The 22,193-nt window shown below is 39.9% G+C and carries 21 protein-coding genes; 12 read left to right on the top strand and 9 right to left on the bottom strand.

All coding sequences use genetic code 11. The features are described from left to right. Positions 1–338: 338 nt before the first annotated feature. The 6 genes from OSO01_RS22165 (at position 339) to OSO01_RS22140 (ending at position 4,564) form a co-directional block, all read left to right on the top strand. On the top strand, positions 339–1,340 hold the full coding sequence (locus OSO01_RS22165; RefSeq protein WP_147212638.1) for a rod shape-determining protein: 1,002 nt from the start codon (positions 339–341) through the stop codon (positions 1,338–1,340). 99 nt (positions 1,341–1,439) lie between these two features. After that, entirely contained in the window at positions 1,440–2,249 is an 810-nt protein-coding gene (locus OSO01_RS22160) for a flagellar hook-basal body protein (RefSeq protein WP_147212637.1), read from the top strand. Positions 2,250–2,262: 13 nt separating this feature from the next. Next, a complete protein-coding gene (locus OSO01_RS22155; protein ID WP_147212636.1) occupies positions 2,263–3,081 on the top strand; it encodes a flagellar hook-basal body protein in 819 nt (272 codons plus the stop codon). Between the two features lie 146 nt (positions 3,082–3,227). Next, positions 3,228–3,560, top strand: a complete 333-nt coding sequence (locus OSO01_RS22150) for a DNA-directed RNA polymerase subunit beta (protein ID WP_147212635.1) — start codon at positions 3,228–3,230, stop codon at positions 3,558–3,560. Positions 3,561–3,802: 242 nt separating this feature from the next. Next, positions 3,803–4,225, top strand: coding sequence for a 3-hydroxyacyl-ACP dehydratase FabZ (fabZ, locus tag OSO01_RS22145; RefSeq protein WP_147212634.1), 423 nt, complete (start codon positions 3,803–3,805; stop codon positions 4,223–4,225). Between the two features lie 111 nt (positions 4,226–4,336). Continuing rightward, positions 4,337–4,564, top strand: coding sequence for a hypothetical protein (locus OSO01_RS22140; protein WP_147212633.1), 228 nt, complete (start codon positions 4,337–4,339; stop codon positions 4,562–4,564). 110 nt (positions 4,565–4,674) lie between these two features. Here OSO01_RS22140 and OSO01_RS22135 read toward each other — a convergent pair whose 3' ends face one another. The 3 genes from OSO01_RS22135 to OSO01_RS22125 form a co-directional block, all read right to left on the bottom strand. Beyond that, on the bottom strand, positions 4,675–5,883 hold the full coding sequence (locus tag OSO01_RS22135; protein ID WP_147212632.1) for a quaternary amine ABC transporter ATP-binding protein: 1,209 nt from the start codon (positions 5,881–5,883) through the stop codon (positions 4,675–4,677). Next, positions 5,883–6,740, bottom strand: coding sequence for an ABC transporter permease (locus OSO01_RS22130; RefSeq protein ID WP_147212631.1), 858 nt, complete (start codon positions 6,738–6,740; stop codon positions 5,883–5,885). The genes OSO01_RS22135 and OSO01_RS22130 overlap by 1 nt, the downstream gene beginning before the upstream one ends. A gap of 123 nt (positions 6,741–6,863) precedes the next feature. Further along, positions 6,864–7,856 carry an ABC transporter substrate-binding protein gene (locus tag OSO01_RS22125; RefSeq protein ID WP_147212630.1) on the bottom strand — a complete coding sequence of 331 codons (993 nt, stop codon included), beginning with the start codon at positions 7,854–7,856 and terminating at the stop codon, positions 6,864–6,866. Positions 7,857–8,530: 674 nt separating this feature from the next. On the opposite strand from OSO01_RS22125, the gene OSO01_RS22120 reads away from it, so the two are divergent. From OSO01_RS22120 to OSO01_RS22110, 3 genes are all read left to right on the top strand, one after another. Next, the gene (locus OSO01_RS22120) at positions 8,531–9,370 is read left to right on the top strand and encodes an efflux RND transporter periplasmic adaptor subunit (protein WP_186813742.1); all 840 of its coding nucleotides are present in this window, start codon (positions 8,531–8,533) and stop codon (positions 9,368–9,370) included. A 3-nt stretch (positions 9,371–9,373) separates the two neighbouring features. Beyond that, on the top strand, positions 9,374–12,445 hold the full coding sequence (locus OSO01_RS22115) for an efflux RND transporter permease subunit (RefSeq protein WP_281289868.1): 3,072 nt from the start codon (positions 9,374–9,376) through the stop codon (positions 12,443–12,445). A gap of 205 nt (positions 12,446–12,650) precedes the next feature. Then, a complete protein-coding gene (locus tag OSO01_RS22110; protein WP_147212641.1) occupies positions 12,651–12,944 on the top strand; it encodes a hypothetical protein in 294 nt (97 codons plus the stop codon). A gap of 57 nt (positions 12,945–13,001) precedes the next feature. Here the strand turns inward: OSO01_RS22110 and zwf are convergent, their stop codons facing one another. Continuing rightward, entirely contained in the window at positions 13,002–14,477 is a 1,476-nt protein-coding gene (gene zwf / locus OSO01_RS22105; RefSeq protein WP_147212628.1) for a glucose-6-phosphate dehydrogenase, read from the bottom strand. 420 nt (positions 14,478–14,897) lie between these two features. Between zwf and OSO01_RS23840 the strand changes: the two genes are divergently transcribed. Next, positions 14,898–15,356 carry an RpnC/YadD family protein gene (locus OSO01_RS23840; RefSeq protein WP_246145282.1) on the top strand — a complete coding sequence of 153 codons (459 nt, stop codon included), beginning with the start codon at positions 14,898–14,900 and terminating at the stop codon, positions 15,354–15,356. Positions 15,357–15,419: 63 nt separating this feature from the next. Continuing rightward, positions 15,420–15,833, top strand: coding sequence for a hypothetical protein (locus OSO01_RS23835; protein WP_246145281.1), 414 nt, complete (start codon positions 15,420–15,422; stop codon positions 15,831–15,833). A gap of 101 nt (positions 15,834–15,934) precedes the next feature. On the opposite strand, the gene OSO01_RS22095 is transcribed toward OSO01_RS23835, so the two are convergent. From OSO01_RS22095 to OSO01_RS22085, 3 genes are all read right to left on the bottom strand, one after another. Then, positions 15,935–16,378 carry a threonine/serine exporter family protein gene (locus OSO01_RS22095; protein ID WP_147212627.1) on the bottom strand — a complete coding sequence of 148 codons (444 nt, stop codon included), beginning with the start codon at positions 16,376–16,378 and terminating at the stop codon, positions 15,935–15,937. Between the two features lie 51 nt (positions 16,379–16,429). Continuing rightward, positions 16,430–17,182 (bottom strand): threonine/serine exporter family protein, encoded by a 753-nt coding sequence (locus OSO01_RS22090; RefSeq protein WP_147212626.1) that lies wholly within the window; start codon positions 17,180–17,182, stop codon positions 16,430–16,432. A gap of 161 nt (positions 17,183–17,343) precedes the next feature. Continuing rightward, positions 17,344–17,757 carry a F0F1 ATP synthase subunit C gene (locus tag OSO01_RS22085; RefSeq protein ID WP_147212625.1) on the bottom strand — a complete coding sequence of 138 codons (414 nt, stop codon included), beginning with the start codon at positions 17,755–17,757 and terminating at the stop codon, positions 17,344–17,346. 308 nt (positions 17,758–18,065) lie between these two features. On the opposite strand from OSO01_RS22085, the gene OSO01_RS22080 reads away from it, so the two are divergent. After that, the gene (locus OSO01_RS22080; RefSeq protein ID WP_147212624.1) at positions 18,066–19,175 is read left to right on the top strand and encodes a glycosyltransferase family 4 protein; all 1,110 of its coding nucleotides are present in this window, start codon (positions 18,066–18,068) and stop codon (positions 19,173–19,175) included. A 46-nt stretch (positions 19,176–19,221) separates the two neighbouring features. On the opposite strand, the gene csaB is transcribed toward OSO01_RS22080, so the two are convergent. Both csaB and OSO01_RS22070 read right to left on the bottom strand, forming a co-directional pair. After that, the gene (gene csaB / locus OSO01_RS22075) at positions 19,222–20,286 is read right to left on the bottom strand and encodes a polysaccharide pyruvyl transferase CsaB (RefSeq protein ID WP_147212623.1); all 1,065 of its coding nucleotides are present in this window, start codon (positions 20,284–20,286) and stop codon (positions 19,222–19,224) included. 52 nt (positions 20,287–20,338) lie between these two features. Continuing rightward, positions 20,339–22,192 (bottom strand): DUF5693 family protein, encoded by a 1,854-nt coding sequence (locus tag OSO01_RS22070; protein ID WP_147212622.1) that lies wholly within the window; start codon positions 22,190–22,192, stop codon positions 20,339–20,341. Position 22,193 lies beyond the last annotated feature (1 nt).

The raw sequence follows: 22,193 nt of genomic DNA, 5'->3' as shown, positions 1-22,193 counted from the left end.
GTAGCAAGCATGATAATAGAGACCATGAACATTCTGGAACAGCAAGGTTTATATGTTTATTCTTAGGTTCGAAAGTTGAGTTAATTATTATAGGCTGAAAAAGTTGAGATAATAAATTACATTGTTTGTTTTAATGAAAATGAGTAAATTATAGCTTTTAATAATCAATGCACCCAACCAAAAGATAATAATTTGAATTTTTTTAAATAAGACCGCCAAAAAAACAAAAAAATATTTTTTTCATACAGTTAATTACCGTATTTTGTGGTAAAATAGTATACTAGTAGCATTTTGTCTTAGGACGGTGCAAGATAGTAACGCTAGGAGGATTTAGATTCATGTTTTCCAGAGATATTGGGATTGATCTTGGTACCGCAAATGTATTGATACACGTTAAAGGAAAAGGAATAGTTTTAAATGAACCATCTGTCGTTGCCATGGATCGTAATACGAACCGTGTGCTTGAAGTAGGAGAGGAAGCCCGCCGTATGGTTGGACGTACACCGGGTAACATAGAAGCGCTGCGCCCGTTAAAGGACGGGGTTATCGCTGATTTTGATGTCACAGAAGCAATGTTAAGATATTTTATAAATAAGATTAACGTCAAAGGTGTTTTATCGAAGCCGAGAATGCTTATTTGCTGCCCGACAAACATAACAAAGGTAGAGCAGAAAGCAATTAAAGAGGCGGCAGAAAAGTCTGGCGGAAAACGCATATACTTAGAGGAAGAGCCGAAAGTAGCTGCAATAGGTGCCGGCATGGATATTTATCAGCCAAGCGGAAATATGGTGGTAGACATCGGAGGAGGTACAACCGATGTAGCTGTACTGTCTATGGGCGGTATTGTAACCTCTCAATCCGTTAAAATGGCTGGAGATAAATTTGATTGGGATATTCTTCAATATATTAAGAAGCAATACAAACTGCTTATCGGTGAGCGTACAGCAGAAGATATTAAAATTAATGTAGCTACTGTATTCCCTGGTTCACGCAAGGAATCAATGGATATCAGAGGCCGTGATATGGTATCCGGATTACCAAGAACAATAACGATTGAATCGGAGGAAATCCAGCAGGCATTAATGGAATCTGTAGCCCTTATTGTTCAAGCTGCAAAAGCAGTTCTTGAGCAGACGCCACCAGAATTATCAGCAGACATAATTGACAGAGGTGTTATTTTAACCGGTGGTGGAGCACTGCTTCACGGCGTGGATCAATTATTGGCTGAAGAATTAAAGGTTCCTATCTTTATTGCAGAGGATCCGATGGATTGTGTAGCAAAAGGAACAGGAATTATGCTTGAAAACATTGATAAGCTTGAAAAAAGAAGTGTTAACTGACAAACTTCAGTAAAAGACAGCCATTGGCAGCAATATTAAATCTATATATTGCTGCCGGCACGTCTTTTTAGCACTTTCTATTACGGAGGAGGCGGCTTTGTGTTAAGAGGTCTATACACAGCAGCAAGTGGTATGCTAACGCAGCAGAGGCAACAGGAAGCATTGTCTAATAATATTGCTAATGCAAATACTCCAGGATATAAGTCCGACCAGACGGCTATTCGCGCTTTTCCAGAATTATTAATTGAACAGATGGGTGGTACGAATCGTATTCCGACAACACAGGGAGGTTTCAACATTCCTTCTTCCCGTCAATTGGGCGGGCTGAATACAGGTGTATATGTCCAGGAAACAATTCCGCATTATGCTCAAGGAGATATAGTCGAATCTGGTTTGCCAACAGATGTTGCCATTAATCAAAGAGAGGTTCCTGATGAGAATGGAGCCATCTTTTTCACAGTTCAGAATAATGATGGAGATGTGCGCTACACTCGGAACGGGAATTTTACGATTGATGCAGATGGGTACCTCGTAACAAATCAGGGGTACTATGTTTTAGATGAAAACGGCAATAATATCCAAACAGATGGAACCATTGATATCATCAGCCCGGAAGGAGTTATTCCAACAGCTGGCGGAGATATTACAATTGGTACCCAGTATGTAGCTGATGCAAACACATTGATTAAAGAAGGAAATGATCTTTTTCAGGGCGATGCAGAAGCTGTGCCGGGAGATGCCGATTATACGTTACAGCAGGGTGCTTTGGAGCAATCTAATGTAAATACCGCACAATCAATGACGGATATGATGAACGCATACCGCTTATTTGAATCGAATCAGCGCGTTTTACGGGTATATGATGAAAGTCTGGGAAAAGCAGTCACAGAAATTGGCCGCTTAAGTTAGGGAGGAATCTGACATGTCACGCATTATGAATCAGGCAGCAGTAACAATGAATCAAATTCAGAACAAGCTCGATATTATTGGGAATAATATTTCTAATAATGGGACAACTGGATATAAGAGCAGACAAGTAGAATTTTCTTCCTTGTTAAACCAGCAGATTAATAATTTAAATTCGCCAGAAAATGCCGAGGGAAGGCTGACGCCGGATGGAATCCGCGTTGGAACCGGAGCAGGACTGGGTGCAATTCATTTAAACCAGCAGCAGGGAAGCCTGATTGAGACGAGCCGGGCATTAGATGCTGCTTTAACTGGAGAGAATACGTTCTTCCAAGTGAATCGGGTAGAAAATGGACAGGAAGAAACAGTCTATACAAGAGACGGCTCATTTTATCTTTCTCCAGCTGAGGGAGATACACTTGCCTTGACAACTTCCGATGGACATCCTATTATCGGACAAGAAGGCCCTATTGAAATTCAGGATGGATTTGATTCCGTTGAATTTAATGATCAGGGGCAGTTAATAGTGACCCGCGGTGATAATCAGGCTGCAGAAGCTGAGTTAGCCATTATGGAAGCTGTGCGTCCAAGTGCTTTGGAAGCGCAGGGAGATAATTTCTTCTCCGTATCAGCAGAGGCTGATGCAGATGAAATTATTCAGGCATATGCAAGAGAGGGTGCTGTTATTCATCCACAATCTCTGGAGCAGTCTAATGTTGACTTATCACGTGCAATGACAGATATGGTTGCAGCACAGCGACTTTATCAATTTAATTCACGTTCGATTACGATGGGTGATCAAATGTCCGGATTAGTGAATACAATCCGTTCCTGAGTCTCATCCATTAGTTGTGCTCTGACAGCTGGAATAAACAGGGCTATACATAGTCAGTGTTTAAAAAGATTGAAAAAAGGACCCGAAACTTCGATGTGTCACTTTTATGAAACTTTTTAAACATCTTCTTATAAGGAGTTACAGAAATGACGAATAATCCATCTTCACAAAAGACCTCACACAAAGCAGAGGAAGAATCAGCAGCGGCGGGTGAGGAACAAGCAGTAAAACAAGAATTTTCCAGGAAAATGGAAAAGGAAGAAAAGCAGCAAAGTAAACGCAGACAGAAACTCAGCAGACCGAGATTGCGTATTTTCCCAATCTGGTTGCGTATTATCGTTGTATTGATATTCGCCGCAGCTGCTTTTATCGTTGGTTTAATGATCGGCTTTGCCGTCTTGGGTGACGGGTCTCCGTTAGATGTGCTGCGCATGGAAACCTGGCAGCATATTGTCGATATTGTAAATAAAGTAGATTAAAACATATTCGATGATGGACGAATATGTTTTCGTGCTTTTTAGAGACTTATGTAAAAATCAAATAATCATATGTAGAAGTTTTCCGGGCAGTTATCCATGGGTAAAAGATTATTTCTGTTCCCTGCAGATAATGCATAAAGCTATTCTCACAGCTGATTCGAGGAAGGCAGGCTTTCCATTTCATTCAATTTCTAAATCAGCTATAATGACAATACATACATATAAAAAGGAGTTGTTGAAGAATGATGGACATTCAACAAATTAAAGAAGTATTGCCACATCGTTATCCGTTTTTATTAGTAGATCAAGTAAAGGATATAGAAGAAGGGAAAAAAGTCACAGCTATTAAAAATGTTACAGCAAACGAGCCATTTTTCCCCGGCCATTTTCCTGACTATCCAGTAATGCCGGGCGTGCTTATATTAGAAGCTCTTGCACAAACAGGGGCGATTGCCGTTTTAGGGATGGAACAAAATAAAGGTAAAATTGGCTTTTTAGCAGGAGTAGATAAATGCCGTTTTAAACGTCAAGTGAAGCCGGGAGATCAGTTGGAGCTGACAGTTGAGATTATCCGCATGAAGGGACCAATTGGCAAAGGAAAAGGTATTGCAACCGTCAATGGAGAAACTGCATGTGAAGCAGAAATTACATTTGCGATTAAATAAAGAGAAATGTAATAAATTTTCTAAATGAATATTATAAAAAATGTATGATTCCTCTTTTCTGGGAGAACCTAATTTCGAGCAATAGGTTATTTTAGAAGGGAGGAATTTTTTATGAAAAAGGTATTATTAAAAGTTGGTACTTCTGTTTTTGCTCTTACATTGATGACTGCATGCGGTACATCTAATGATGAAGAACCGGCGGATGATAACCCAACCATCGATCATGAAGAAAGAGAAGATGAATTTAATAACGACAACAATGACAACAATGATCAGATGGAAAGAGATGACAATAATAACTTAAACGAAGATGATGAACTTCCCCGCAACAATGAGTAAGCAGCTCTAAAAATAGAGAAGAAGGGAATGAACCTCCTACATCCATTACCTTCTTCTTTCTTTTTGAGCAGTTATGCTCTATATTAAGTTATGCTCTATATTAATACAGCTTAGTAAACATATTCTTCACTTTCATTCACATCATCAGAGGTGAGTCCGGATAATACGTGCACACGTAAAATGTAGCCGACAAGCTTTTTATCCTCATTTACAACAGCTAAGGGAAAGCTTGATTCTAATGCTTTTGGAATTAAATCATTGATATATTCCTCTTCATTAACAATGGTAATATCTTTTCTGATTATATCGCCTAATGATTTCTTTTCTTTAATCCCCTGAATAGCATCGTCAATGGTAACAATCCCTTGAAGACGTCTGGACCGGTCAACGACAAATACACTGGAAATCCCGTTCTCACGCATTTCTTTTATCGCCACATTTAAACCATCTTTACTGGAAACAAGCGCATTTGGCTTCGTCATAATATGACTGGCCTGGAATACCTTTGAACGGTCGATATCCTTAATGAACTCGGAAATATACTCATTAGCTGGATTTGCAATGATTTCTTCCGGAGTCCCGACCTGCTCTACATGACCATCCTTCATCACGGCGACACGATCACCAATTCGGAAGGCTTCATTCACATCATGTGTAATAAAAATAATGGTTTTTTGCAGCCGCTCTTGAATATCCAGCAGTTCAAGCTGCATTTCCCGGCGGATTAATGGATCAAGAGCACTGAAAGGCTCGTCCATTAAGAGAATGTCGGGGTCATTAGTGAGTGCACGGGCTAAGCCTACGCGCTGCTGCATCCCGCCGGATAATTCATCCGGATATTTATCCTCATAGCCTTTTAACCCTACTGTTTCAATATTCTGCTGCGCAATTTCCCGTCGTTTTTCCTTTGGTATATTGCGGATTTCTAAACCATACTCTACATTTGCTAAAATAGTCCGGTGGCTGAATAGACCGAAATGCTGGAACACCATTGCGATTTTTTCCTGCCGGACCTTTTTCAATTCGTCTTTGCTGCACTTGGTAATATCCTGTCCGTCTAATAATATTGAACCGTCTGTCGGCTTATTCAATAGGTTGAAGCAGCGGATCAATGTTGATTTTCCGCTCCCGGACAGTCCCATAATCACGAAAACTTCGCCTTTATTAATATCAAAGGTAGCATCATAAACACCTACTGTATGATTGGTCTTCTTTAAAATTTCTTCCTTGGATAACCCTTTTTTTATCAAAGGAATAGCGGATTTTGGCTTTGAACCAAATATTTTAGATACGTTTTTTACTTGAATTTGTACAGTCATTATTTATTACCCCCACGACGTTGTACTTTTTCAGCAATTCCATTTGTAATTCGGTCAATAATAATTGCTAAGAATACGATACTGATACCAGCTTCGAAACCAAGAGCAATATCAATACGGTTAATTGATACGAGAACCTGCTCCCCAAGACCGGAAGCTCCAACCATCGATGCAATAACAACCATTGCGAGTGCCATCATGGTTGTCTGATTGACACCGGCCATAATAGTCGGTAATGCTTGCGGCAGCTGAACCTTTGATAAGGTTTGCCATCTGGAAGAACCGAAAGACTGTGCCGATTCAACCACTTCTTTATCTACACCGCGGATAGCCAGGTCTGTTAAACGGATAACCGGCGGCAAGGAATAAATCAAAGTAGCGAAGATAGCGGAAACGTTACCCAGTCCGAAAAAGAAAATAGCTGGAATTAAATACACAAAACTCGGCATTGTCTGCATAGCATCAAGAATTGGACGCAATATCATCGAAACCCATTTATTAAATGCCATCGCAACTCCAAGCGGAATCCCGATAATTAAACAAATAATAACAGCAGTTAAAATAATGGAAATCGTAATCATCATTTCTTCCCAAAGTCCAAAACTCCCGATAAGAAATATGAATATACCGTATAAAACACCGGAGAAAATCGATTTAAAATACCACCCAAGTAAAAAGATGATAATAATAAACAGCCACCATGGAATAATCATAAGGAAATCGGTCAATCCGCTAATGGATCTGGAGGTTACAAAAAATATAAAATCAAATAAAGCTTCTAAATTATCGGCAAGAAAGCTGACAAGATCATCAACATATTTACCGGCTTCGAAAGTAATATCTGGAAAACTAATCATAAGCATTATAACTGCTGAAAAAAGCAGTATATACCTCTCCTTCTTTAATGTGTTTAAAGCGGTAAACAAAGAGCAGCCAGCCTGGTGGCAAGCTACTCCATGTTTTCATATTTTCATATTCTATTATTCAAGCGAGTCAAGTACATCCTGAGCGACGTCATCCGGAACCCATTCTGTCCAAATATCTTCATGCTCCTGCATCCACCATAGAGCAGCCTCTTCTGTAGACGCTCCGTTATCTTCCATGTACTCCAAAGCTTCTTCAGTCAATGCACTGCTGGTTTCGTATTGCTCCAGAAATTCTGTAACCTCTGGCGCTTGTTCAGGAAAATCAGAATGCACAGATATAACGACATCATTTGGCGGGAATTCTGTTCCTCTGGACTCTTCCCAAATTGCTTCATCATATGGAGCTTCTTCCAGTAAAATTAAATCATATTTAGCTGTAATTGCAGTAGGTGACCAGTAGTAGCCAACCCAGCCTTCTCCAGCTTCATAGGCACGGGCTAAATCTGTAATAATGGCAGAGTCAGATCCCGGGCTGAAATTGTTAAATGTTTCATCCAGTCCATAAAAATCAAACTTATCATTAATTGCCTGCTCTACTTCCCAGCCGCTTGGAGCATTAATCAAACGCCCTTTGCCTGGATCTTCCGGGTCTTCAAATACTTCCGGGTACTTTTTTAAATCCTCTACCGTTTTTAAATCGGGAGCAAGCGGTTCAATTCCTCTTTCTGGATCTCCTTCAATAACATAGGCGGGAACGTAAATCCCCTGATTATTATCATCAAAGTTAACAGATAATGTTTCAATATCACCATTCTCCGTCAGCTCTTCATAAAGCTCCCGGATATTATCTGTCCATACCTCCATATTTACATTAATGTCTCCATCCTTTAACCCCTGCATCGTTGCAGCTGTCGATCCAGAAGTTATATCTGTATCATAACCGTACCCCTCTTCAATAATTTTTCCGGCAATATAGTTATGTACATTCACACTGTCCCAGCCGGCATCAGTAAAAACAATTGTATCAATTTCTCCATCTGATGAGTCACCACATGCAGCTAACACCAGGAATGACGCAGTCATCAAAGCAAATAGTAATTTTTTCATTTTTTCCGTCTCCTTTTTATTTTGGCAATTTTCAGGTATATATTTTGATAAAAATTCAAAATAAACTAGTATTTAAAACTTAAAGAACCTTTTGTAGAGGGCAAATAAACTTATATATTTGTGCCGAAAGCAGAGTGAGGATAGTGCATTAGTATGGAAGATGACGGTGATTCGATTCTTTATTATACCTTATACTCGTAAGAATAAACAAAGCGCTTAAAAGTGTATAAATGTGCATATTTCTATATATAGCGAAGTTAAAGCAGGTTTAGATGTGTTTATCTTTATAATTGTCGAGAATACTCTAAAATACATATAAGTTGTCATGAAAACCGGAAGAGTGAAATCTAATTTTTGTCGAAATAGAGAGAAAATAAAATTTGTTTATACATTCCCCCATATAAAAGGGATTAAACCTGCACCAGGCGTTAAATTAGCTAATAAATGAAAGCTGGATACCCGGCTAAGTGTTTAATTTCATCAGCCAGACTAAGTTTGCGAGGGCATATTTCAACGGATATACTAAAATGAGGAATTATTTGAAACAAAGCATACGAAACTTTCGTACTACATAAAGAAGTGAAATTTAATAAAAAACTGGAGGAGCTTATCTCCAGATAAAATATGGAAGGGGCATATACATAACGATGAAAAGAAGGATAGGAGTAATAGGATTGGTTTTTTTGCTGCTTATATTAGCAGCATGCACAGAAGATGAGAATGAATCAGCAGAAGAAAATGGAGACGATGGAATTACTTCTGTACAGACAGATGAAGTCAAGGAAGGGAATTTAACCAGGGAAAGAACGTTTAACGCCCGGATTGAAGCCTCTCAAGTAACCCCGATTATGATTGAACAGCCGTTAGAGGTGGATACATTAGAAGTAAAGGCAGGAGATAAAGTAGAAGAAAACGATAAAGTTGCCGAATTGTCTTTCGACGGCAATACACAGTCTGTTGATGCACCTGAAGCTGGAGAAATCATTCAAATTCAGGCAGGAGAAGGAGAGAATATTGATCCGGAAGAACCGTTTATGCTGATTGCCGATACAGATGAATGGCAGGCCGCTGGCGGCGTATCGGAAAGTATGCTGAGACTGCTGAATACCGGTGATGAAGTAGCTTTAACAGTGAATGGAGAAGAAAAGACAGCCACTGTTACAAATATGGACCGGGTTCCTGATGATACAGGATTATATTCTGTTACGGCAACCTTTGAAGCTGGAGATTCATCCTTTATCTCCGGATCGGTTGCTAAGATAACAGTTGATGAAACAGTGGAATCAGATGCCTTATTAGTACCGACAGAAGCTGTTGTAGAGACTGAAGGAGAAACCTTTGTGTTTGTTGTAACAGATGATGAAACGGTAGAGCAGCGAGCTGTTTCTATAGTTACGATGCAATCACAGCAAACAGCCGTAGAGGGCGATATAGAAGCAGGGGAAGAAATCGTAATAACAGGTCAAACAGGATTAGAAGACGGCAATGCTGTCGAAGTAGTGAAAGGGGAATAGATTTTGAAGCAGCTTATAAGAACTTCTGTAAAACGGCCAATTGGTGTCATTATGATTGTATTAGCTGTTCTTGCTTTAGGATTCATGTCACTGCGTAATCTTGCAGTTGATCTTTTCCCTGAAATAGATTTGCCGGTAGCTGTTGTAGCCACTAATTATCAGGATGCAGCGCCTGAAGACGTGCAGAATTTAATCAGCAGACCACTTGAGTCAGCGGTGAGTGCAGTCGAAGGAATAGATACCGTTCAATCACAATCGCAATCCGGTGCATCCATGGTTATGATGATGTTTCAAAATGGAACAGATTTAGATCAGGCCTTACTTGATGTAAGGGAGCAAGTCGATCAAGTAAAAGGATTCTTACCTGAAGGAGCAGGAGAGCCGAATATTCTTCGCTTTAGCCCAGATTCGCTTCCGGTAATGTACTTAGGATTGACTGGTGATGATTTAGCAGAACTAACAGAAATAGCAGATCAGCAAATCGTCCCTTTCTTTGAAAGACAGGAGGGCGTAGCCTCCGTTTCCATTGAAGGAGGACTGGAAAGAGAGATTCAGGTTGAGTTAGATGAAGCAAGTCTGGAGCAATACGGCATATTCCCCCAAGCGGTGATGGATACCCTAAGAAGTGAAAACAGCTCTTCTTCCATTGGCACCGTCGAACAGGGGAATCAGGATTTACAAATTCGTGTCGTCGGTGAATTTGAAACAACCGAAGACATTGAAAATACACAAATTCAATCAGAGGCAGGCGGTATTGTCCGTGTTTCCGATATTGCAACGGTACAGGACGATTTTAAGGATGTTTCCTCTGAAACCATGGTAAACGGGGAGCATGCACTTGTTCTGTCTGTAATGAAGCAGACGGATGCAAATACAGTAGAAGTGGCAACAAATATTAAGGATGCAATGCCGGGAGTCATTGAAGATTTGCCGGAAGGTCTTGATTTGAAAACAATCATTGATACATCTGAATTTATCGAGATGTCCATTGATTCTGTAATGAATAATATTTTAATCGGAGGAGCAATTGCTTTTGTAATTCTGCTCTTATTCTTAAAGAGTATCCGGGCAACGATTGTTATTGGATTATCAATCCCAATTGCTATTATCGCAACCTTTGCGCTTATGTACTTTACAGGCCAGACATTGAATGTTCTTTCTTTAGGAGGGCTGGCACTCGGAATCGGTATGATGCTTGATTGTTCAATAATTATATTGGAGAATATCTTCTCGTACCGAAAGAGAGGCTACAGTCTGTTTGAAGCAGCAACCAAGGGATCTATTGAGCTGGCACCGGCAGTTATTGCCTCGACAACAACGACATTAGTAGTGTTCCTGCCAATCGTTTTTGTAGAAGGTATATCATCTGATTTATTTACACCATTGGCACTTACGGTATCCTTCTCTCTGGTGGCTTCCTTAGTTGTTTCAGTTACCCTGGTTCCAATGCTGTCTTCCAAGCTGTTAGCTAATGTCATGGAAGGCTCAGGAAAAAGATATTGGTTTGATCAATTCTTAAACTGGTTAAAGGATCGCTATGGCAATGGCCTGGAAAAGGTCTTGAAATTTAGAAAAACAACCGTGCTGGTAACGATTTTAGCGATTGCAGGAAGTCTTTTTCTAATCCCGCGAATCGGTATGGAATTTATGCCGTCAGCAGACCAGGGGCAGGCGCAGATTTCAGTGGAAACTCCGCCGGGAAGCAGTTTAGAGTATACAATGAATATTACAGAACAAGTGGATGAGATTTTAGCAGACTATGAGGAATATATGGAGGTCAATTATGTAACCATTGGATCTTCCGACTTTACAGGGAGCATAAATCAGTCAAACTATACGCTGCAATTAGTACCGGCATCTGAACGTGACCGCTCAACTGGGCAGATTATGGTGGAGATTGATGAACGGATACAGCATATTGCAGGTGCTGACATTGCGGCCTCTGCCATGGATGGCGGTATGCAGATGGGAGACCCGATTACTATACAATTAAACGGGCCTGAAAATGAGACGCTTATTGATTTATCGGAGCAGGTGCTCACAAAGGTAGAAGAGATAGAAGGCGTTACTAATCTATCCTCCACAGCAGAAGATGGTATCCCGCAAATGGAGATTCGTGTAGACGAGGATCTTGCATCTGGCTATGGTTTATCAGGAGCGCAAATCACCAGCCAGCTGGAAATGAAGTTTTCAGGACAGGTAATTGGGCAGTATCGTGAAGGTGGACGGGAAATTGATATTAGTCTTTCCTATCCGGAAGATACGCGTACCAGCATTGAGGATCTGTTGGATACAAGCATTCAATCACCATCAGGAGCAACAGTGCCATTGGATGAACTGGTCGAGATAGAACAGGCAGAAGGCCCACAGACACTATTGAGAGAAAATCAGCAGGCACAGATGAATATCAGCTCCGGTGTGGTTGACCGTGATTTAGGAAGCGTCGTATCGGATATAGAATCGAAGCTTAATCAAATGGACTTTCCTGAAGGCTACAGCTATAGTATTGGCGGCCAGGCAGAAGATATGGAAGATGCCTTTATGGATCTTGGATTAGCACTCATCTTTTCGATTTTCTTAGTGTATATCGTTCTCGCTGTACAATTTGAAAATCTCCTGCAGCCATTTATTATTATGTTTGCACTGCCAACAACTATTATCGGTGTTATCGGCGGATTATTTATAACCAATATCTCCCTTAGTGTGGCCGGATTTATCGGCATCATAATGCTCGCCGGTATTGTTGTAAATAACTCCATCGTTCTTGTAGACTATATCAATATTCTGCGCAGACGGGGCATGGATCAGCTGGAAGCGATCATTGAAGCGGGACGATCCAGACTGCGTCCAATTCTAATGACATCCCTCACCACAATTCTGGCAATGATTCCATTAGGACTTGGCATTGGTGAAGGAGCAGAATTGCAGCAGCCATTAGCAGTAACGATTATCTTTGGGCTGACTGTTTCCAGTATTTTCACCTTATTCTTTGTACCTGTCATCTATCTGATATTTGATAATATGACGAAGAAAGTAAAGGGAAGAAGAAAACGTAAGAAAGCGGCAAAAAGCTAATTAAAAGAGTGAAAAAAGAAGGTCAGCTCTCGCTATAAAGGTAAAAAGTTTATTGGCGGGAGCTTCCTTTTTTAATAAAGTTTAGCGTAGTAGAAAAATTTTTAATGATAAAGTAAAAATATATCGATTTTCTGTAAAAAATGTCCGTTTTAGTAGAAAATCGGGTATGATAAAAGAAAAGGAAAGCAAGGAGAAGGTGGATAAAATGGTATTATCTCAAATTATGCAATTACTGACAGGAATATTTGAAGGGCTGCTTGGAATTCCGCTTTTTGGCGGCCTATATATTATGGGATCCGGCTATACGCCATTATTTGTAATGCTGGTTCTTCATATTATCACGCTGGTGCTTGCCAGCCGTGATAGAAGATGGATAGCGGGAAGTGTTTTAGGAATTATTACAAGTATTATTGGATTTATCCCGATTGTTGGTATGGTGATGCATTGGATAACAAGTATCGTGCTTATTGTTTCCGTATTTCAATCAAGAAGATATTAAAAATAAGCCTCTTGCAATCTCAGCAAGAGGCTTATTTTTCGTTATCATTGGATAGTTTTATTCAGGCCACCAGCGGAAGCCATCTTTTTCAAGTAACTCGTCTGCAGCTTTTGGCCCCATAGATCCAGATTCATAATTCGGGAACTCCGCCTTTTGTTTTGCCCAGCTGGCTAAAAGACGATCGACAAACTCCCAAGACAATGCTACCTCATCCCAGTGTGTAAAGTTGGTTGCATCGCCAAGCATACTGTCGTAGATAAGCTTTTCGTAGGCCTCTGGGGTGTTAATGCCGGATTGAGCATCTTGATGATAAGCAAGCTGAATAGGCTCTGTTAAATTGCCATTACCAGTTTTCTTCGCATTCAGGTGAAGTGTAATTCCTTCATTTGGCTGAATATTAATGACAAGTAAATTAGGATTGCGTAAATCATCTTTTTTATGATAAAGGTTCATAGGAATATCTTTAAATTCGACAACAATTTTTGTTGATTTTTCTTTCATACGCTTCCCGGTACGAATATAAAAAGGAACACCGGCCCAGCGGTAGTTATCAATCGCCAGCTTGCCGGCAACAAAGGTTTCTGTTTCAGAATCTTTTAGCTCTTCTGCTTCATCCTGATAGCCGATGACCTCTTCACCGTTTACATTCCCCGCACCGTATTGGCCGCGGACAAAATACTTGCTGACTTTTTCTTCTTTTATAGGACGCAATGCACGCAATACCTTTATTTTTTCAGAACGGATTTCTTCCGTACTTAGATTAATCGGCGGCTCCATAGCAAGCAGGGCAACCATTTGCATCATATGGTTTTGAATCATATCTCTAGTTGCACCAGATTTATCGTAATAGTGCGCACGCTCTTCTACACCAAGAGTCTCACTGCTGGTAACTTGAATATTATTGATAAACTGATTATTCCACAGGTGCTCAAAGATCCCGTTCGCAAAACGGATAACTTCAATGTTTTGAACCATTTCTTTTCCAAGGTAATGATCAATACGGTAGATTTGATTTTCTTCAAAAGCGGCCTGGAGTTCTTTATTTAATTTTTTAGCGGATGGTAAGTCATGTCCAAATGGTTTTTCGATAACTAATCGTGTCCAACCTGAAGTCTCTTTTAAACCATGGTTTTTCAGCTGATTTGCAATGGTACCGAAAAAGTCTGGGGCCATTGCTAAGTAGAACAGGCGGTTTCCACCCGTTTGATATTTTTTCTCGAGAGATTCCACCATATCCTTTAAGTCATTATAGGAATCCGTAGATGTCACATCAAACGATCTATAGTAAAAATGAGAAGTGAATTCGGATACGTCTTCGCCTTCAGAAATTAAGCCCTGAATCGATTCCTCTACTTTTTCGCGGATAATATTATTATCCCATCCGCGGCGGGCGAGACCGATAACTGCAAAATCCTCATCTAATTTCCCGCTTTTATAAAGACGATAGATGGATGGGTACAACTTGCGATTTGCCAAATCTCCAGTTGCTCCAAAAATCACAATAGTTGCTTTTGGTTGTATAGTTTCACTCATGATTATATTCCTCAATTCTTTAGTTTATAAAGATGTTAACAGTACTTGTTCAAAAAGCTGCAAAATGACGCATCTGCTGATATTTCTGCTGTCAGTTCGCTATTTTATGGAGCTTTTGAACATTCTTTAAAAACATTAAAAATACCCTAAAGATTAGAAGGGGATTAATCATTAACTTTACAGAATGAACAGTATCTTTGTCAATATATATACCTGTGAAAACCAGAAAATTAATTAATTTTTCAGAATTTAAATGGAATAACCTGTTATTGTTGGAAAATAAAGCGTTAACAGTAGAAGCGGAATATCTGTGTTTTTTAATAGCAGGACAGGTTTTAAGTAAGAATAGCTATGAAAACTGCGGATTTATTTTAATATGATTGGTAAAATAAAGACAATTCAAACAAAGGAAGTGTTAAGTTGTTCACAGCGCCAGTTATTTTAGAAGAAAGAGCAGACTACATGAAGCATGATCGGCTGATTAAAAAGCTGATACAAGAATTTTTCGAGGAGTTCATCGAAGAATTTTTCCCCAACCTTCACCCCTACATTGATTTCTCCAAAGTGACATTTCTAGAACAGGAAGTATACCTGGACTACATTAATGGCCGCAAGAAAGAAAAAGACATTCTCGCTGAGGTAAAGTTGAACCATCAGGACAAAATCCTCCATATTCATACGGAAGCACAATCTACCCAAGAAGCGGATTTCCCCGAAAGAATGTTTCTCTACTTCAGCTATCTTTATGCCAAACACCGCAAACCGATTCAACCCATTGCCGTTTTGAGTTATAATAGGGAAAAGAAGAACCGACTCAATTCCAAATTAATACACCTACACAAAACGTACTCCAATTTAACTTTTTACAATTACATTTAACCAAGAAAAACTGGAAAGAATATATTCAAAGACAACCCGGCCGTAGCAGCATTACTCAGTCAGATGGGCTATGAAGAGCATGAACGTGTCCAGGTGAAATTAGAATTTCTGCGCATGATTACCCGGATGAAAATAGATCCAGCTAAAACAACATTTTTATATGGATTTTTTGAGACTTATTTGAAACTAAATAAAGAGGAGGAAGCGCAAATGATGGAGGAAATCGAAAACTTGCCGGAAGAGGAAAAAGAGAAAGAAATCTTGTTGCAGCTGCCAAATTCTTATTTTGAGAGAGGTGTAAAGAAAGGAAGACAAGAAGGTATAGAAGAAGGCATGAAAGAAGGAAAACTGGAAGGTATAGAAGAGGGAAAAAAAGAAGTGATTTTAAAATTGATAGAAAAAGGCATGTCTATCAGTGAAATAGCAGACATCACAGAATATAGCCAGGAAGAAATTAAAAAATTTGCAGATAAATAAGTAATTCACATACAGTAGTAAAAGTGAGCCATTTTTCATGTGAAAATCGGCTCGCTTTTTAATATCAAAATAAAGCTTTAATTAAAGAACTCCTGCGCAGATTACTGCTTCGCCTTCTGCAGCTTCGTCATAATTTGATTAATAACCTGTGAAAACATTAAACCTATCGCAATACCTCCAGCCAGCAACATCACCTGGGCAGAGAGCTGGATAGCTGTATTATAATCATTCTCCACAAAGTTCCGCATGGCATTATAGGCAACACCGCCGGGAACAAGCGGGATAATGCCGGATACGGTGAATATAATAATTGGACGCTTTAGAATACGTGAACATACCTGACTGAGAATAGAGACAAGAATAGCTGCGAACGCTGTTGCAGCAACGATATCTACCTGATAATTCGTCAGCGTATAAAAGAAAATCCAGCCGATCATCCCGACAAGACCGCATGGAATTAATGATTTTTTAGGTGCATTAAATAATACCCCGAAGCCTGCAGATGCAATAAAACTGGCGGCAAGCTGTACGATTATCTCTAACATTTCGTTCCATCCTCCATTCAATAGGCTGCCTGAAAATTTTTAAAAAACTTCTTAAACCGGGAAAAATCCATAAACAATCGCAATTCCTGCCCCAATAGCCACAGCAGTGAGCAAGGACTCAATTCCCTTAGAAACACCAGAAACAAGATGACCGGCCATTAAATCACGGATGGCGTTGGTAATTGGGAGACCGGGGACAAGGGGCATTACAGCACCGATAATAATCATTTCCAGACTGCCGCCAAATCCAAATGAAAAACAGGATAAGGCTATTAAACCGACGAACGATGCTCCGAAAAACTCTGCCAGGAAACGAATTTCAATCATTTTATCAAAAAGAATCATTGTCAGATAGCCGATTCCTCCGGCAAGACAAGCTGGCAGAAAATCCAGCCAGATTCCGCCAAACATTAAGGAAAAGCATCCGCTCACCAATGCTGCCGCCAGCACCTGAAAGCTTAACGAAAAAGTCGGCACATTTTTTTCTAAGGCTTTCAGCTTATCATAAGCAGTGGAAAGCGGCATTTGATGGGCAACAATTTCCCGGGAAAGCTGATTTACCTCATCTATTTTATGCAGGTCTGTAGCCCGCTTGGTAATCCGTAGGAAATAACTGCTTGATGTATAATCGAGAGAGAAGTGTAAGCCGGTCAATGTAGCATAGCTTTGAGGATTTTCTACACCGTAACACCGTGCAATCCGGTCCATTGTATCCTCAACCCGGTAAGTCTCAGCTCCAGAAGCCAGCATTATCTTCCCGGCCAGTAAACAAATTTTTTCTACTGTAACAGACGGCTTACTCAAAACATAACCCCCATTTCCGAATCAGAACGATAACATTCTATATTATAAGTAATCAAAGCTGCGAAATAAAGCTATAAACCAAATTTTCTAAGATAAGCTGAGGATTTTCAGGTACAGCAAAAGAGCAGACAGAAAAAATCCTGATGTAAAGCACATCAGGATTAAAGTACTGTTAAAAGTATAAAAACAATTGCAATAAAAGGTATCGAGTTTGCTAAAGCAATCGTAAGAAATATCAACATTTGAAGACGCTGCTTCACGTCTTGCTCGACATTACCTGCAGGCGACCGCTGGGAGAAAATATAAAACATATTAAAAACAATTAAAACGGCAATAATTGCAATTGGAACATATGCGTCGGCCATTTCCAGCGGTTCCCCCGGCGAAAAAGTAAAGCCAAGCACAACCATGACGATAGGCAAAAATTCTACGAGAGCAACCTTCGTGAAAAAACTCGACATATACTGCGGAATCTTTTCAGGCTCGGTCAGCATATTATCCACTGTGGAACGGAATACACCGATTATTCCCACTACAGCAATAGCAGCTGCTAATACAAAAATATACAAATACATGCTGGAGCACCTCCTTCTAGAGAAACTGTTTAGTAATGAATGTACCATAACTTTATTCTTAATAAAAGCTGCACTTTACCTATTTCTGTATGAGCAGAATCCCGCTATGAAAGTTTCCTGAAGAATAATCGGATAAATCATTGCGCAATCTAGGAAGAGTCTTATATAATTTAAAGAAGTCGACCGGAAATAATGTAAAAAAAAGAAAGGTAGTGGAAATGGAATAGGGAGCTTACCCTGTTCTCTTTTACTGCTGTCAGCTAAGTGGATGCTGAAGACAAGCGAATTGTAATACCTAGGAGAATACTATGTTTAACTATTTGGATTTAACAATAGCCTTTTTTATTTCTGCAATTACGGCATTACTGGTTACGTACCCGGTAAAGAAGCTAGCAGTAAAAATGGGAGTAATGGATAAACCGAATCATCGGAAAATACATCAAAAAGCTACGCCAAGATTAGGCGGATTAGCCATTTTTATCGGTGCTCTGTTTGGTATGATTTACTTGCAGCCAAGCCATATCTATGTGGATGAAATTCTGATTGGTTCTATTATCATTCTGATTACAGGGGCGCTTGATGATAAGTACACGATACGTCCCATCATTAAATTATCAGGGCAGGTTATTGCTGCAAGTCTGCTTATTTATGCAGGCCTGGTAATTGAACGTATCACAATTCCACTTCTAGGAGTCGTTGAGCTGGGCTTTTTAGGTCCTGTACTTACCTTCTTCTGGATTATCGGAATTACCAATGCGATTAATTTAATTGATGGACTAGACGGCCTGGCGACAGGGGTAACAACCATTGCCCTGATCAGCATCTTCGCAATGGCGCTTGTCGATTATCAGGTCCTGGTTGCTTATTTGTGTATTACCTTTATTGGGGCTAATATTGGCTTTTTATATCATAATTTTTACCCCGCCAAGATATATATGGGGGACACCGGTTCGAATTTGCTGGGGTACATTGTGGCAATCATTTCAATCTTAGGTTTGTTTAAAAACATTACCTTCTTCAGTTTTATTATTCCAGTTGTGATCCTGGCAGTGCCTATTTTTGACACACTGGTTGCAATGATTCGGCGCATGTATAACAAAGAAAGCATTATGACAGCAGATCGCCGTCATATTCACTACCAGTTAATTGATGCCGGCTACAGCCATCAAAAAACAGTTGTCATCATTTATCTGTTCAGTGCATTATTCGGGATAATCGGAATTCTCTTCTCAGAAGCTGATTTAACAATTTCTCTTTTCTTTACAGCTGTTATGATATTTCTTCTACATATTTTTGCCGAGCTGGCCGGACTTGTTATGGGAGGCAAAAGGCCGGTAGTAACCATGCTCCGCCGGGGCAAGACATTTATATTTAAACCGTTTAAAAAAAGAAAGAAATCAAGAAAAAGCAGTGATTGAGGTCACTGCTTTTTTTGATTTAAAGGAAGATCACTGTTTCGATTACCTAGCTTGTTTTATGCATTTTAAACGTATTTAAAGCTGTTGATGCTGTAGCCTGTGCTTCCTGATGCAATTGTTTGACCTGCTGCCAGAGAGCGGGGTGCTTCTCCTTTGTATCTAACAGCTCCAGAACCTGTTTAAATAAAGTTTCTGCTGTCCAATTAAGCTTATCAACATGACCGACGACAGACTGTTCAAATTGCTTTGTGAGTGCGTCAATTTTGGGATCGTAAGACAAAGCGACAAAAGGCGTCATCGCCATTGCTGCAAAAATAAGTGCGTGAAGGCGCATCCCAATAAGTGCGTCTGCCTGGTGAATATGTGCCATTTTTTCTGTGAAAGAAGAAGTAACGGGAATCAAATTGCTTGGAGCGTGCATCGCTTGCTGAATTTCGAGAGAGGCAGCATAATCCTGCTGTCCATGCATCGGTAGAAATTCTATGGTATACCCTTGCTGATAGAGACGGTCTAAACAGACAGCTAACTGTTTTTTATAGGCGTGATAATCCATCCAGGCGCGTACGGCAACACAAATGATATTGGAGGACTTCTTTTCAGGAAAAGAGGTTTGCAGTCCAAGAACAGGATCTGGTACAACCTGAATAGCTTCCTTTACACCAATGATTTGTAAAAGTGATTTGGAATCTTTGTCTCTGACAGAAATATATTGCGAACGATTAAATAGATAAGAAACGAGGCGTCTGCTGGATAATCGGCGTAATGGGCCAATGCCCTGGGCATAGATACATACAGGGATTTTATGGAACCGGGCAAGCTGAATAACACCGGCATAATATAAAAGCGACCGGCTGCTGGTAACATCCTGAAATAAGGAACCGCCACCGCTGATTAACCCATCTGCCTTCCGCATGACCTGATTAATTTCAGCGAAGCGATGCCGGTTTACACTTTTAACCTGGAATGCTTTTTCAGTTTGATGAGGATGGTTCGATAAAACGGTGATTTCAAGACCTGGATTCTCCCTGCGCAAGGCTGCAATAATACTATGTAAGATTGCTTCATCACCGGCATTATCAAAACCATAATAGCCAGATAAAATAACATGCATCGCTACATTCTCCTTTTAGAATTTCAGTGTTTATAAATAACCTTTTATTTACTTATTTTGCCCAGTATTTGCGTCCCCATACTACAAGGAACAGAAGGAAGTATCCTAGAATAACTCCAAACCCGATTCCATAAACAGACCGCAATAGAGAGACAAAAAGCGGGGAATGGAGATGGGTAAATGTATTAATCATCGATAAGAACCCAATGGAACCGATGACTAATAGAAATCTCCCGATAATTGGCTTCTTCGGTAAAAAGTAGAGACCGACAATCATTGCCGGGTAACCAATCAAGAATTCTTTCGTACGTGGACGAACATATAATATTTCTTCTAAGGTATGACGAATGGTAATTTCCAAAGGACTTACGAGGCTGCTATTACCTGTCCGGATAATATAATAAGCAAAGATAAGCAGGAGACCGCCAGATGCAATAACATGCCAGACACGAACTTCCTGATTAAAAATATTTAGCAAAGAATGCCGATTTTGTTTTGTCAGGTAATACCCGAATAAAGCAAGGATTACTAAGAAAGGCGGGATAATATGCAATAGCTTGATCCCCCGGAAAAGCTCTACTCCAGAAATAAATTCATTACCATTTAACAGCCCGATAATCAGCAGAATGCCAATCACCGTTATTCCTAATGCCTGCAAAAAAGAAAGCCAAACCGTTGCTCCTTTTTCAGCAGACTTCCACAGGTTTGCTCTTGAATTTGCACTGATTAGTACAGCGCAGACAGCAGTTAATACAGCAATGAGCCATGCAAATAGCTTTAAAAGGAGTAAATAATCCGTTATCAGCCAGGCAGCACCTGTAATAAACAATAGGGAAACCACAGCTATTCGAATTATTTTAAAAGGAAGTAAGCTTAACAAACTATAACTAAAAAGAACACCTGCAAAAAGAAGCAAGGGCTGAATCCAATTTGCCGAATCAACCGTCTGAAAAGGCCGGGCGTCCCCATGGATAAAATGAGCAGGCATTTGCTGTTGGAGTGTCTCTATAAAAGTAATTCCGTCCGTTGCTTTTTCAGGATTAACAGTAACAAGAATCGAACGGATATTTCTTTCCTTGATTGCACGGACAGCCTGCTGCACACTTTCTTCCAACGATTTTTCACCAAGCGCAATCATATGCTGCCGAATAAATTGATAGTTTGTTTCTTTTGCTAAGCTGGGCAATCCAGCGAGAGCAGAAAATTCCTGCTGATAAAAAGGAAGGTCATTCTTTTGCAGAGCATCACGAATAACTTGAATGTTTTCCTCGAAAGGAAAGCCGGTAACTTCCCCTGATGAGAATAAAACACCTTGAAGGGAAGGGTGCTTATAGTTATGTAAAAGTGTACTTGATTCAGAACTATTTTGATTAGGCACGTTAAATACATAGTCCATAGCTGCCTTATGCAGCATTTGAATATAATAGGCATCATAGCCGATGTTTTCTTCCAGAACGCCAGGATTGGTGAAATAATAAAATCTTTCCCCTCCAATAATTCGATAATCCAAATAAAAATGCTGTGCCAAAAGACTCTCATAGGAAGACTGGCGGGGGATTGTTACATAGATGCCTTTTTCTACATAGCTATCCTTATATTCTGGAGAAAAGCGTAATGCCTCTGTAAGCTCTGCATCGGAATAAATACTTACCAGCTGATTCTCTTCCATCCGTGCCAGGGTTAAATAATCCAGTTGTACTTTTTCAAGCCCGGCTGCTTTGAATTCTTGAAGTACTTCATAATCTGAGCGATTTTCTGCTTTAGCAATTGCTCGTAAATTTTTAAATGGCACCATAATCTCATAAATGCGGTTGGCAGACTCCACTTCAGCCCGATTGAAAATCCCCGGCAAACTGATAATAAGTAAAAGCACAACCAGACTAAAAATATAAAATGGCTTTTTCATG

Source organism: Oceanobacillus sojae (assembly GCF_007991515.1).
In the GTDB taxonomy this organism is placed as follows: Bacteria; Bacillota; Bacilli; order Bacillales; family Amphibacillaceae; genus Oceanobacillus; species Oceanobacillus sojae.
The sequence above is the reverse complement of the archived record's forward strand: the minus strand, read 5'-3'. Positions and strand labels throughout refer to the sequence as shown.

Coding starts and splice junctions, on each gene's coding strand:
- OSO01_RS22165 (WP_147212638.1), top strand. CDS start 339: ATGTTTTCCAGAGATATTGGGATTGATCTTGGTACCGCAAATGTATTG.
- OSO01_RS22155 (WP_147212636.1), top strand. CDS start 2,263: ATGTCACGCATTATGAATCAGGCAGCAGTAACAATGAATCAAATTCAG.
- OSO01_RS22150 (WP_147212635.1), top strand. CDS start 3,228: ATGACGAATAATCCATCTTCACAAAAGACCTCACACAAAGCAGAGGAA.
- fabZ (WP_147212634.1), top strand. CDS start 3,803: ATGATGGACATTCAACAAATTAAAGAAGTATTGCCACATCGTTATCCG.
- OSO01_RS22140 (WP_147212633.1), top strand. CDS start 4,337: ATGAAAAAGGTATTATTAAAAGTTGGTACTTCTGTTTTTGCTCTTACA.
- OSO01_RS22135 (WP_147212632.1), bottom strand. CDS start 5,883: ATGACTGTACAAATTCAAGTAAAAAACGTATCTAAAATATTTGGTTCA.
- OSO01_RS22130 (WP_147212631.1), bottom strand. CDS start 6,740: ATGATTAGTTTTCCAGATATTACTTTCGAAGCCGGTAAATATGTTGAT.
- OSO01_RS22125 (WP_147212630.1), bottom strand. CDS start 7,856: ATGAAAAAATTACTATTTGCTTTGATGACTGCGTCATTCCTGGTGTTA.
- OSO01_RS22110 (WP_147212641.1), top strand. CDS start 12,651: ATGGTATTATCTCAAATTATGCAATTACTGACAGGAATATTTGAAGGG.
- zwf (WP_147212628.1), bottom strand. CDS start 14,477: ATGAGTGAAACTATACAACCAAAAGCAACTATTGTGATTTTTGGAGCA.
- OSO01_RS23835 (WP_246145281.1), top strand. CDS start 15,420: ATGGGCTATGAAGAGCATGAACGTGTCCAGGTGAAATTAGAATTTCTG.
- OSO01_RS22095 (WP_147212627.1), bottom strand. CDS start 16,378: ATGTTAGAGATAATCGTACAGCTTGCCGCCAGTTTTATTGCATCTGCA.
- OSO01_RS22085 (WP_147212625.1), bottom strand. CDS start 17,757: ATGTATTTGTATATTTTTGTATTAGCAGCTGCTATTGCTGTAGTGGGA.
- OSO01_RS22080 (WP_147212624.1), top strand. CDS start 18,066: ATGTTTAACTATTTGGATTTAACAATAGCCTTTTTTATTTCTGCAATT.
- csaB (WP_147212623.1), bottom strand. CDS start 20,286: ATGCATGTTATTTTATCTGGCTATTATGGTTTTGATAATGCCGGTGAT.
- OSO01_RS22070 (WP_147212622.1), bottom strand. CDS start 22,192: ATGAAAAAGCCATTTTATATTTTTAGTCTGGTTGTGCTTTTACTTATT.